Genomic DNA, 12684 nt, shown 5'->3' on the forward strand with positions numbered 1-12684 from the left:
GGCCCGGTGAGCGACGTCCTGGACGCGCTGCGTCGTCACCCCGACGTGGAGGCGGAGAACCTGCACGCGGTCGACGCGACGGACCGGCTGCTGCTCGACGAGGCGGCGTCGCTGCTCACGGGCGCACCCGCCGGGAGCGTCGTGGTGATCGGCGACCGGTACGGCGCGCTGACCCTGGGCGCGATCGCGCGGCACGGGATCAGCGGCGTGCGCGTGCACCAGGACCGGCTGACCGGTGAGCGTGCGCTGCACGCCAACGCCGAGCGCCTGGGGCTGGGCGGCTTCACATCGCACGGGCTGACACCGGACCTCGTGGCGGGTGCGCGGGTCGTGCTGCTGCAGCTGCCGCGCGCGCTCGATGCCCTGGACGAGGTCGCGGCGCTCGTCGCCGAGCACGCGCACCCCGGCGTCGTGGTCGTGGCGGGCGGGCGCGTCAAGCACATGACGACGGCCATGAACGACGTGCTCGCGCGGCACCTGGGCCGGGTCGAGGCGCGGCTCGCACGGCAGAAGTCCCGCGCGCTCGTCGCGTCGTCGCCGCGCCCCGCCGCCGAGCGGCCCGCGCGCCGCTGGCCCGAGCGCGCCGAGCACCCCGACCTCGGCCTGGTCGTCTGCGCGCACGGCGGCGCGTTCGCGGGTACCGGCGTCGACATCGGCACGCGCGCGCTTCTGCGGCACCTCGACGCGGTGCCGACGACCACCGGGACGGCCGTCGACCTCGGCTGCGGCACGGGGGTGCTGGCCGTCGCGCTCGCCCGCCTGCGCCCCGGCCTCGACGTCGTGGCGACCGACGAGTCCGCCGCCGCCGTCGCGTCCGCCCGCGCCACCGTGGACGCGAACGACGTCGCCGACCGAGTGCGCGTCACGCGCGCCGCCGGCGCCGACGACCTGCCCGACGCGAGCGTCGACCTCGTCCTGCTCAACCCGCCGTTCCACGTCGGCGCGACCATCGCACCGCAGGTCGCCCACGATCTGTTCGCCCAGGCCGCGCGCGTGCTGCGCCCCGGCGGCAAGCTGTGGGCCGTGTGGAACTCCCACCTGCGGTACCGGCCGGTGCTCGAGCGCGTCGTCGGGCCGACGCGGCAGGTGAGGCGGGACCCGAAGTTCACGGTGACTGCGTCGGTGCGACGGTGACGTGGGGTGCTCGCTACCGCTGATGACTGAGCAAGTGTGCGTGAGACCGCCAGCGCATGGCGAACGATCGACGGAACTACGCGCGCGAGCGACTCACGAACGGCCGCGCCCGCAACACACCCTCAACTCCCCCACATCACCAGTTGCCGACCGATCTCGCGTGACTCCGCTTCGCCACACCAGACGACCGGCAGGTACTCCCCCTCGATCTCGACGAGCCCGCGGCCCCAGAGCCGCTCCGACCCCTCGAGCCCCTCACCGAAGATGATCCCGTCGTCATATCTGACACCCGGCTCCAAGTAGTGCTGGTGAATTGCAGGAACCGTTACACTCTCGTTTCGATAAAAACCCGGTCCGCGCTCCGGACGGCGAGTGAGAAACTCCTCCTCGAGGAACACCGTTCCAATTTCACGACCACTTGTGTCGTGCACCCTACCGCCCCTCCCTGCCCACCTCGACGTCACGAGCAACCGCTCCTCTCGACTATCCGTCAACCGGCCACCGCGTTCACCAGGACCGTGGCCGCGGTCGCCTCCCGGCATCCGCGGATCCGCCCGCACACCTCGCGGCACAGCGGCAAGGTCGAGCGCTACAACCGGATCCTGGCCGAGGAACTCCTCCACGCGCGCGTCTGGAACCAGCGAAGCCGAACGAGCCGCCGCGATCACGACCTGGAACATCCACTACCAGTACCATCGCGCTCACACCGCCGCCGGCGACCGACCCCCGGCCTCACGCCTCCACGCAGGCGTCACCAACGCCATGACACAGAACACCTAGATGTGATGTCCAGGCAGGTTGTTGATCCTGCTGATGGGCGTGCCGCTGACCGCGCGGTGTGGAGTCGGTGGCGATTGTAGAAGTGGATGAAGTGGATCCAGGCGGGTAGGGCTGCGCGGCGTTCGGTCTCGCTGGTGTAGAAGCGGGCGTAGGCCCAGCCGTCGGCCAGGGTGCGGTGGAAGCGTTCGATCTTGCCGTTGGTCTGCGGGCGATAGGGCCGGGTGCGCTTGGAGATGATCTGCAGGTCGGCGCAGGCCTCGCGCCAGGCGTGGGACCGGTAGGCCGACCCGTTGTCCGACAGCACCCGCTCGACGCTCACGCCACGCTCGGCGAACCACGCGCTCGCTCGTTGCAGGACCCCGATCGCGGTGGCCGCCTTCTCGTCGGCGTGCATCTCGACGTAGGCCACCCGGGAGTGGTCGTCGATGACGGTGTGCAGGTAGCGGTCGACCATCCCGGCGGTGCCCTGGTCGCGGTAGCGGGCGGCCCACTTACGGGCCGTGGGCGGCGAGACCAGGAACATCTTCGCCGCCACAGCGACCGGCCACCCCTCCTCGACGATCAGACGAGCCATGCGCAGTCGAGCGCGCGAGGCCAGAGCAGCGTTAGCGTGGGACATAAAGGCCTCTGGTCCGTGAAGCGGTTCATCGACAGCTCCACTTCACATCAGAGGTCTTCGCGCGTCAGCACACCCTCACGGGCGAGTCCACCAACAACCTGCCTGGACGTCACACCTAGATCCACGGTGCAATCCGATCCGAAGGGTTGAACATCTCTTCACCCTCGAACCACTCGAAGAGCATCTCAAAATACACAAGAGGGTAGTCAAACTCTGGATCGCGGTAGGGACTCACGGTGCGACATAGCCTGTCGTTGACATAGCGGAACCCGATCTCCTCTAGTCTTACGATCGCACCCCCGACGTCCCGGCAAAGCGAGTCTCTATCGAGACATCTCCTCGTCGACTCCTCGAAAATCGTCATCGCCGGAAGAACTGTCGAGAGGTAGAGGAAAATCCCCGAGGGGCGGCCGTCGAAGTCGATCTCGTACGCGCATGCCGTGTGAATCGTCGAGTTAGTGACAGACGTGAGCCTCAGAGGTAGCCCACTCACAACGGAGTCCCACACCGATCGGTCCGCAAGGCTACGGCTCTCCTGGTGACTCCAGGTCTTGACCCTCCACGAGCCGACTGCAACCTCGAGGAATGCGTTCATAACGAGTGCATCGTTAGTAAGGGAACCCATGCCACCCTCGTTTCGACTTCTGTACGATAACCGTCCGCGTCACTCGTCCCTTTGCTGTCATCCCGACCGCAACAGGAGCCCGCCAAATCTTACGCCCCCCCGAACCAATCGAAACGCCTCGTCGCACGGCCATTTCTACGATTTTGCGCGCACTAGCCGGCCCAAAGAATACCGATTTTCCTCTCGGGTCGGCCGCCGACGCGATGCGATGCTCGTTCGTGCCCCTCAGGTGCTTGTTCAACGCCCCCTGGGCGATATCACACGCTGGCCCGGCCGCGTTGTGGACGAGCTGATCGGCCTGCGCGGGATCAGCGGTGACGTAGTACGTGTGCTCACCCGCGACATGCAGGTTGTGCACCGTCTGGTCCTGGAACCACCCCAGGTCCGTGGTCTGCACGAGCGTACGCACGGCGCCGTCCGACGCGAGCGTCGTGTCGCCGACGACCAGTTCCCCGGCTGCGACCCACCCGGCGTCACGCACCCAGTACGGGTGGTTGTCGGTCGCGACGACAGCCTCGACGTCGCCGTCGAACCGCAGCGCCACGAGGTGCTTGTCCCCCGTCGACGTCAACGGGGTGATGACCGCCTCGGCCGACGTCTGGCCCGTCTGAGGATCACCAGCCAGGACGAGGTCTCCGACCTGCAGGTCCTCGATGGGCGTCAACGACCCGTCGGCCATCCGTACCAACGTGCCCGGGACGAACGAGCACGCACGACCCGCGACCCGTTTGACCGTGTCGACGACGCGCTTCGCCCGCTGGCCCAGCTTGGCCGACACGGACGTCGCCTTGAAGGCCGCACGGACACCCAGGCCCGCGCCCACGAGCGAGGCCGCGGCCGTGACCCCCATCTCCAGGGCCTTGCCCTTGTTGCCGTTCGCCGCGTACGCGACCGCCGACACCGCGGCCGACGCCGCACCGATCGGCCCGGGGATCATCGAGGCGACCTCCCCGACGGCCGCCACGACACCCAGCACCTTGCCCCAGGCGATCGTCCCGCCCAGGTCCGTGCAGTTCACCGGGTCCGCGTTGCAGTAGTCGTACGCGCCGGCCGACCCACCCGGTACCGGGTCGACCTGCAGGAACCGCCCGATCGCCGGGTGGTACAGCCGCACCCCCATCAGCAGCACGCCCGCCGGCGTGTCCGCCGACCGCTGCGCCGCACCCAGCCACCCGTACCGCGCCGGCGGTGCGTTCGACGACGCCGCGCCGCTCATCGGCACCGGGTTCCCGAACTCGTCGAACGACGACAACCGCAGCGCCGACCACGACGCCGCCGACGCACCGTCGTCCACCGGCAGGGTCCCGACCACGTCGCCGTGCAGGTCCACGATCTGCAGCACCCGCCCGCCCGCGGCACCGGTCTGCACGGCGACCTGCCCGTCAGCGCCCTCGACCCACCGGGTCACCTCGTCGGGGCGGGTCGCGTCCTCCACGATCCACCCCGGCTCGTCGCCGTCGCCGTCGTAGTGCACGACCTGCTCGGTCGAGGCCGCCCACTGGTCGTTCACCCACGCCCACGTGCGCTGCGTCGAGAACCGCTGCAACGGGTCCAGCGTCCACGCGGCCTTCTCGGCGCCCGGCACCTCCTGCGTCGCCACCAGGTCGTTGACGAAGTACCCGGTCGTCGCCACACCGGCGCCGTCGGCCGTCGGCATCGCGGTGGTCCGGCCGAACGCGTCGTACGCCCACGCCTGGCCGTTGCCGCCCGACGTCGACACCAGCCGGTCCGCCGAGTCGTACGTCGACGTCGCGGTGGTCGCTCCGGTGGCCCCGGGGCAGGCCGCCCCCGCCGCCGCGGTGGCCGTCGAGAACGACGTGCGGTTCGAGTGCGCGTCGTAGCCGTACCGGCGCGACGTGCACGGTGCGCCCACCGCGCCGACGTCGTCCACCGAGGCCAGGCGGGCGTACCGGTCGTAGCCGTACGTCCGCTCACCCGTGGTCGACGTGTGGCGCACCCACTGGCCCCGGTGGTTCTCGACGACCGAGTCCTGCCAGATCACCGCGCCGTCGGAGTCACGCGTGTACGTCCGGGACACGGGCACCCGCGCCGCGTCGTACCCGAAGGTCATGGTCACGCCGCCCGGCAGCGTCTGGCGTTCCAGCTGGCCGTCCGGCCCCCACGTGGGTACCACGGCACCACCGACCGAGTCGGTGATCCGCGTGACGTACCCGCGCGGGTCGGCCGTCCGGTCGTACTCGTACCCGCGGGTCGTGCCGATAGAGTCGGTGACCTTCACGGGCTGGCCGTACCGGTCGTACTGCGTCGCGGTCCAGCCGCCCTGCGCGTCGGTGTACTTCACGAGCCGGCCGAGCGCGTCGTACTCCTTGGCGACCGCAGCCGTCGGCGTGCCCGCGGCGTCGACCGTCGCGTTGGCCACGACGTCGCCGGTCTGCGGGTCGTACGTCGTGGTCGTCCGGGCCACCGCCGTACCCGCGCCGGCGCCGCCCGAGATCTCGACCGCCGTGACCCGGTCGGCCGCGTCGACGACCGTCCGCGTCTGCCGCGTCTGGCCGTTGGCGGCCTCGGTCGTGAGGGTCGCGGTGCCGAAACGGTTGTACTCGGTGACCCGCTTCTCGGTGAGCTGGCCCGGCATGCGCGTCGCGTCGTGCCCCGTGACGGCGCCCGCGTAGCGCGTGACGCACGGCTGCCCGGCCCACTCCGGCCGGTTGCGGCACGCGGCGTCGGCCGCCGAGCCGTCGGCGGTGTAGAGCACGGAACGCACCGTGCCGGCGTCGGCTCCGGACGAGCCCGGCTTCGACGACGAGAGCACCCGCCCGCGCACGTCGTAGATCGTCGTCGCACGCAGCGGCGCCGGTCCGTCGGCGTCGACCGTGACGCTCGTCGGCTGCTTGTGCACCCAGCCCGACGTCGGCCCCGTGACCGCCGCGCCCGCCTCCAGCGGGTCGTACCCGTAGGTGGTCAGGGCGCCGTCGAGGAAGTCGGCCGTGCGCACGTCGGCACCCAGGGCGACCGTGCCCGACCGCTCACGCGTCGTGAGCTGCGAGGCGACGACCGTCGCCGGGCGACCCTCGTCGTAGCCGTACCGCGTCGCCGCGTGCGCGGTGACCGTCGCGTTCGGGTCGTTGCCGACCGCGAGCCGCTGGGCGGGGCCACGGGTCGCGTGCACCGCCAGGTCGTCCGGCGTGTAGTACGTCCGGGTGTCCAGGACCTGCGCGATCGTCGCCGACGACCCCGTGATCCCCCACGAGCCGAGCTGTGACGACTCGGGGAGCTTCCCGAGCGCGATCAGCCGGTTGGTCGCGTCGAGGGTCCTGACCACGCGCCCCTTGCCGTCGTACTCGGTCGTGTCGACGAAGCCCTCGACCGGGGCTCCCGCACCGGCCGGCGAGGCCGTGTTGACCTCGTTGCCCGAGGCGTTGAGGTAGTGCACGGTCGCGGCACGGTAGCCGTCACGGCCCGGGACGGACGCCGTCGCGGTCGTCACCGTCGGCGGCTCCTGCGGCGGGAACACCGCCGTCGCGTCCGTGGGGCCGTCCTGCTGCGCCCACGTCGCCAGCGCGGCCGGCCCCAGGTCGTACGGCCCCCCGGCGCCGCGCGTCAGCGGCACGCCGTAGACCACGGTCGTCGTGTTGTCCGGACCGGCCTCGGTCCGCGACCCCGGCACGAGGCTCTCGCGCGTCGCCGTGAGCAGCCGGCCGCCGCCCGCGTCGACCCAGTCGCCGGCGCCCGTGCGCTGCGCACCGCCCGGGCCGTAGGCGTACCGGTAGGGCTTCTCGCCGGGCGCCCCCACCGAAGCCAGACGCCCCGTCGCGTCGTACGTGTACGTGGTGACGAGCGCGGGAGCGATGCGCGGGTCGGACACCTGACGCAGCCGCCCCAGCGAGTCGTAGGAGTAGGCGGCGACCGCCGTGCGCGTGCTCGCCTTGCCCGGCTCCGCGGACCAGAGGTACGCCGCACGCACCTGGTTCGCGACGTCGCCGAACGTCGCGCCCACCGCGGTCGTCGCCGTCGCGTACTCCAGCTCCACGACCTTGCAGCCGGCCGCGGGCACGGCGGCCTCGCAGCCCGACACCCCGGGCTCGCGAGGCGCGATGATGCGCTCGAGCCGGCCCGGCCCCGTCGCCGACGTCGCGTAGACGTACCGCGCCTCGGTCTCCGCGACCGCGCTGGACGACTGCGCGATCGCGTAGTCGCCCGACGACCCCGGGCGCGTGAACAGGCTGAAGGTCCCGTCGAGCTCGGTGAGGCGCCAGCCGTTGCCCTCGGGGCGCAGCGTGAGCGTCTCGGCGCCCGGCTCGGGGAACCACTTCTGCCCGTCGCCGGACGTGAACCAGATCTCGCCGCCGCCCGTCAGGTGGACCGCCGCGACGTCGTCGTAGGGGCGCGACACGTGCGTGTACGCCGTGCCCGACCACTCGTCGGCGGTCCCGAGCGCCCACTCCTTGCCGAACGGCGACCACGTCTCCCGGATCGAGACGTCGTCGAAGTAGACCGGCTTGGCCGTCGACGTGAAGCCGTTGTAGAGCCGCGCGAACGCCTCCGTCGCCGTCGGCGGGATCGTGACGTCGACGCTGACCCGCTCCCACTGGTCCCGCTTGGTCGGCATCGGGGTGCGCGCGCCGACGAGCGGCGGGTTGCTGTACGTGCCGTCCGCGTTGCGCCAGAAGACGTTGATGCCCAGGCCACGGGGGTTGTCGGGCGTGAGCCCGGTGGCCGCGGGGACGTACACCCACGTCGAGACGCGGTACGTGCGTCCCGCCTGCAGTCCGAGCTTGTTCGAGGAGAACGGGCCGGTGTCCGCGTACAGGGAGGCGTACGAGTCGGCGTTGCCCTTCGAGGTGACCTTGAACGACGACGTGCCGGCGTGGAACCGCGTCGTGTCGACCGCGACCGCCGCGGTGTGCTGACCGATGTCGGTCACCGCCCGCGCCTCGCGCATCGTCTCCGGGAGCCGGTCGCCGTGCAGCTGCACACCCGCACGGGACTCGCGCGAGGACGCGGTGCGCACCACCGACAGCCCGAACTCGTCGACGTCGGTGACGGACAGCGTGTGGTCGCCCGTGAGCAGGTTGACGCTGCCCGGGCCGACGTCGGCCGACGCCGCACCGTCGGCGTCGGGGTCGACCGTGAGGGTCACCCACTGCGTCTCCTGCGGAGCGGTCCCGGCGGCTGACGCCGACACCAGCGCGCGGACCTGCACCGGCCCGCCCTCGTGCCCCAGCGTCGCGCCGACGTCCCACGTCGTGTACGCGTCACCGGTGGGGAGCGCCTGCCACGTCGTGGTCCACACCCGGCCGTCCGACGTGCTGAGGTCACCGACCGGCACCGCGGCGCGCGTCGTCGAGTCCGGGCCTCGGCGCCACTCGTAGCTGACGTAGGCGTAGCCGTCCGCCGCCTGCACGCGGATCGGCACCCGCCGCACGACCCGCGCCCCCTCCTCGGGGGCCACCACCCCGGCCAGCCCGACGTTGAAGGCGTACTTGCGCACCGGGGACGCGTTCCCCGCCCGGTCGACCGCCCTGACCTGCAGGACGTGCCGCCCGGCGGTCGCGGGCGTGACGGTGAGCGACTGGGCGGTGCCCCCGACCGCGGCCACCTTCTGGTTCGGGTCGGGCGCCTTGTCGAGCGCCCACTGGTACTCGACGATCGAGGCGTCGGCCGCGGACGGTGCCAGACGGAACACGCCCGCGGTGCCCGGTGCGCGCCGCCACCTGTTGTCGTCGGGGTAGTCGGTGGAGGTCACGAGCGGCGCGGTGGGTGCCGTCGTGTCCACGCCGAACGTGAACCTGGCGGACGGCGCGCTCTCGTGCTTCCAGTCGCTGCCGCCGACCATGAAGAAGTACGTCTCCTGGTCGACGAGAGTCCCGGCGGGCACGTCCTTGTAGGCCTGCGCGCCCGAGGTCACGAAGCCCGAGTTGCGGCCGTTGCCCCACCCCCACACGTGCGTGCCGGCGCCGCGGAAGAGGTAGAAGTTCGCGTCGACGTTCTCGCCGTCGGGGTCGCTGACCGTCGCGGAGAGCCGCGGGGTGAGCGTGTTCGTCCAGTAGACGCCGTTGTACGCGGTCGCGTTGCGGGGCGACACGTTGAGCCCCGTCGGCACGTTCGGCGTCGAGTTGTACGTGACCCACACCGACGGGATGTACGCACCGTTGTTCGCCTGGTAGACGCGCTTCCAGCCGTAGTTGTCGCGCTCGTTCTCGGCCTTGATGCCGACGTACCCCTCCTGGCCGCCGCCCGCGGCCCAGTCGCGGGCCATCGACGTGATGTCGGCGTTGATCCAGCCGTCGTCGCACGACGCCGAGTAGCCCCGCGTCTCGGACGACGTGGAGTAGTGGCCGCCCCAGCCTGGCTGGTTGTTCCACGTCGACCCCGGGCCCGCCGCGTACGTGGACCACACCTGCCAGTTGCGGGGCTGGCAGGACCACGAGTGGAACGCGAACAGCTCGAGCCGCGCGGCCAGGACGTTCCGTCCCGCGATGTGGCCGGTCGGGAAGTGGATGAACGAGCGGGCGACGTGCGCGCCGCCGTCGTACGTCCCGATCGACATGTCGGCATGGCCCGAGCGGTCGTTCGAGTAGCCGGACAGGACGTACGTGTCGAAGCCCCAGTTGAAGTTCACGTCCGGGTCCACGACGACGGGGAACTGCGTCGCGGGGTCCTGCAGGAAGGCGTCCTGCGGCGCGAGCGCGACCTCGAGCGCACCGTCCGCGGCCGGCTCGACCTCCCGCTCCACCTCGACCGTCCCCGCGGCGGGCGGCTCGACGCCGTCCCCGACGACCGGGACGGACGGCACGTCCGCACCGGGGTCGAGGCGCGCGGTCGACGAGCCGGCCGGCTCGTGGTCGGGCGTCATGACCCACGCCGGCATCGGCGACAGCACGGGCGCGTCCGCCTGCTCCGCCGGCCTGTCCTCCGTCACGGGGTAGGCGCGGTCCTGGTCGGCCTCGGCGTCCCACATCAGCGGCACGGCAGACGTCGCCAGGACGTCCTCGCCGCGGACGACCTGGAGGCCGCCGTCGTCCGCCGCCGTGACCCGCGCGTCCCCGCTCGCCGTGACCGTCAGCGGCAGGTCGGGACGCGTGCCCGGCTCCGGACGCTCGTCGATGACGAAGAACTGCTCGAAGCCCGTGCTGGTGGCCTCGAGGACGAGGTCGACGCCCGGGCGGACGTCGGCGTAGACGGCGCGACGCCCCTGCAGCTCGGGCTCCGGGAGCGGGCCCTCCCAGCGGACCGCCGTGCGGGTCCCCGTCGCGGGGTCCGTCATGGCGACGAGGTCCACGCCGTCGGCGGCGTCGGACGCTCCCGCGAAGGTCAGGTCACCGCTCTGCGCGACCGGGGCCACGGCACCGTCCTCACCGCGCTCGAGCGTGAGGTCGACCGCCGCCCAGTCCGCCTCCTGCGTCCCGTCGCCGCCGGTGCGGACCCACACCGGGCCGGAACCGTGGCCCGCGGCTCGCGTGCCGTCCGGGAGCACGAAGACCGAGCCGTACTCGGTGCGCTCGGCGAGGACCTCCACCGGGGCGTCCTCGAGCCGCGCGACCGCCGCGGCCGTGGCGGCGTCCGGAGCGGTCAGCGGTGCCGACGTCTCCGACGTCGCCGCGGGCGCGGGGCCGGGCGACGCCGGCTCCGGCGGCTGCGCCGCGACAGGAGCCGCTCCGGAGACGACGAACACCGCGGCGACGGCGAACGCGGTCACCGGGACGTGGGCCGTCCAGGACGCGGGCACGCCGAACGAGGTCAGCAGACCGGCCATGCGCACATCTCTTCCACGCACACCGGTCGCCCTCGCCAGGCCCCGGCCCCCCGTCGCGAACGCCTCGCGACCAGCCGCGACGTCGCGGCTGGCGGCAACCTAGCGGCACCCCGGGGGACCGCGGGCGGGAACGGGAGGACGACGTCGCGCGCGTCATCCGAACGGCCCAACGCAGCGCGCGGCGCGGGCGGTCGGCGCGGGGCACCGGCGCCTCTGGGACACTGGCGCCATGCCGCTCGACGACGCCCCCGCGCCCCGCGTCCCCCTCGCCGACGTCACGCCGGCCATCGCCCTCGGCCCGCTCGACGGCCGCTACCGGCCGACGGTCGCGCCGCTGGTCGACCACCTGTCGGAGGCCGCGCTGAACCGCGCGCGCGTCGAGGTCGAGGTCGAGTGGGTCATCCACCTGACGTCGCACGCCGTGGTCCCGGGCGCCCCCGAGCTCGCGCCCGACGAGCAGCGGTACCTGCGGGACGTCGTCGCGACGTTCGGCGCCGCGGAGGTCGCCGAGCTCGCGGAGATCGAGCGCACGACGGTCCACGACGTCAAGGCCGTCGAGTACTTCCTCAAGCGGCGCATCGCCGCGGCTCCGGACGCGCTGCGCGCGGACACCGTGCTGCCGCAGGTCAACGAGCTCGTGCACTTCGCCCTGACCAGCGAGGACGTCAACAACCTGTCGTACGCGCTCATGGTGCGCGGCGCGGTCCGCGAGGTCTGGTTCCCGGCCGCGGTCGCGCTGACGGACGAGGTCGCGGCGCTCGCCGTCGAGCACGCCGAGGTGCCGATGCTCGCGCTCACGCACGGCCAGCCGGCGACGCCGACGACGCTCGGCAAGGAGATCGCGGTGCTCGCGCACCGCCTGCGCCGCCAGCTGCGCCGCATCGAGGGCGACGAGTACCTCGGCAAGCTCAACGGCGCGACCGGCACGTACGGCGCGCACCTCGCGGCCGTGCCGGACGCGGACTGGCAGGTCGTCTCGCGCACGTTCGTCGAGCACCTGGGCCTGACGTGGAACCCGCTGACCACGCAGATCGAGTCGCACGACTGGCAGGCCGAGCTGTACTCCGACGTCGCGCGCTTCAACCGTGTGCTGCACAACCTCGCGACCGACGTGTGGACGTACATCAGCCGGGGCGTGTTCACGCAGATCCCCGTCGCGGGGGCCACGGGCTCGTCGACGATGCCGCACAAGGTCAACCCGATCCGGTTCGAGAACGCCGAGGCGAACCTCGAGATCTCGTCGGCGCTGCTCGACACGCTGGCCTCGACGCTCGTCACGAGCCGCCTGCAGCGCGACCTCACGGACTCCACGACGCAGCGCAACATCGGCCCGGCGTTCGGGCACTCGCTGCTCGCGATCGACAACGTGCGCCGCGGCCTGCGGGCGCTCGCGGTGGACCGCGCGATGCTCGAGCGCGAGCTCGACGCGAACTGGGAGGTGCTGGGCGAGGCCGTGCAGTCGGCCATGCGCGCGGCGTCGGTCGCGGGGGTCCCCGGCATGGAGAACCCGTACGAGCGCCTCAAGGAGCTGACGCGCGGCCACCGCCTCACGGCGCAGGACATGCGGGCCTTCGTGGACGGTCTCGGGCTGCCCGCGGACGTCACCGAGCGGCTGCGTGTCATGTCCCCGGCGGCGTACACCGGGATGGCGGCACGACTCGTCGCCCACCTGGGGTAGCCGGGCCGCCCGGTCTGTCCGGTTCGGGGTCGGATCGTCCCTCGTCTGCGTCACCCGTTCGGATCATTTCTCACCTGTCAGTGGGAGCGATCCCCGTCGAGGCGCTTCGACACCTGGACATCCGCCCGGGA

5 protein-coding genes and 2 pseudogenes are annotated in these 12684 nt (G+C 72.2%); 3 read left to right on the forward strand and 4 right to left on the reverse strand.

What is annotated here, in order from left to right:
- Nucleotides 1-6 precede the first annotated feature (6 nt).
- Nucleotides 7-1134 (forward strand): class I SAM-dependent methyltransferase, encoded by a 1128-nt coding sequence (locus tag CS2_RS07695; protein ID WP_082739958.1) that lies wholly within the window; start codon nucleotides 7-9, stop codon nucleotides 1132-1134.
- Between the two features lie 122 nt (nucleotides 1135-1256).
- Here CS2_RS07695 and CS2_RS19515 read toward each other — a convergent pair whose 3' ends face one another.
- On the reverse strand, nucleotides 1257-1532 hold the full coding sequence (locus CS2_RS19515) for a hypothetical protein (protein ID WP_070319529.1): 276 nt from the start codon (nucleotides 1530-1532) through the stop codon (nucleotides 1257-1259).
- A gap of 99 nt (nucleotides 1533-1631) precedes the next feature.
- Here CS2_RS19515 and CS2_RS19520 point away from each other — a divergent pair.
- Nucleotides 1632-1914, forward strand: a pseudogene (locus tag CS2_RS19520) (integrase core domain-containing protein); the annotation flags it as partial.
- Here CS2_RS19520 and CS2_RS07705 read toward each other — a convergent pair.
- The 3 genes and pseudogenes from CS2_RS07705 to CS2_RS07715 form a co-directional block, all read right to left on the reverse strand.
- A pseudogene (locus CS2_RS07705) lies at nucleotides 1911-2533 on the reverse strand (DDE-type integrase/transposase/recombinase). The pseudogenes CS2_RS19520 and CS2_RS07705 overlap by 4 nt on opposite strands.
- A gap of 115 nt (nucleotides 2534-2648) precedes the next feature.
- On the reverse strand, nucleotides 2649-3128 hold the full coding sequence (locus CS2_RS07710; RefSeq protein WP_070319530.1) for a hypothetical protein: 480 nt from the start codon (nucleotides 3126-3128) through the stop codon (nucleotides 2649-2651).
- Between the two features lie 13 nt (nucleotides 3129-3141).
- Nucleotides 3142-10875, reverse strand: coding sequence for a DNRLRE domain-containing protein (locus CS2_RS07715; RefSeq protein WP_070319531.1), 7734 nt, complete (start codon nucleotides 10873-10875; stop codon nucleotides 3142-3144).
- Nucleotides 10876-11104: 229 nt separating this feature from the next.
- Between CS2_RS07715 and purB the strand changes: the two genes are divergently transcribed.
- The gene (purB, locus tag CS2_RS07720; RefSeq protein WP_070319532.1) at nucleotides 11105-12553 is read left to right on the forward strand and encodes an adenylosuccinate lyase; all 1449 of its coding nucleotides are present in this window, start codon (nucleotides 11105-11107) and stop codon (nucleotides 12551-12553) included.
- Nucleotides 12554-12684 lie beyond the last annotated feature (131 nt).

Origin of the sequence: Cellulomonas iranensis NBRC 101100 = JCM 18110 (assembly GCF_001552375.1) — a bacterium.
Classification (GTDB): domain Bacteria; phylum Actinomycetota; class Actinomycetes; order Actinomycetales; family Cellulomonadaceae; genus Cellulomonas; species Cellulomonas iranensis.

Excerpts from the sequence above, each read along its gene's own strand:
- CS2_RS07710 (WP_070319530.1), bottom strand. The coding sequence starts at position 3,128 with ATGAACGCATTCCTCGAGGTTGCAGTCGGCTCGTGGAGGGTCAAGACC.
- CS2_RS07715 (WP_070319531.1), bottom strand. The coding sequence starts at position 10,875 with ATGGCCGGTCTGCTGACCTCGTTCGGCGTGCCCGCGTCCTGGACGGCC.
- purB (WP_070319532.1), top strand. The coding sequence starts at position 11,105 with ATGCCGCTCGACGACGCCCCCGCGCCCCGCGTCCCCCTCGCCGACGTC.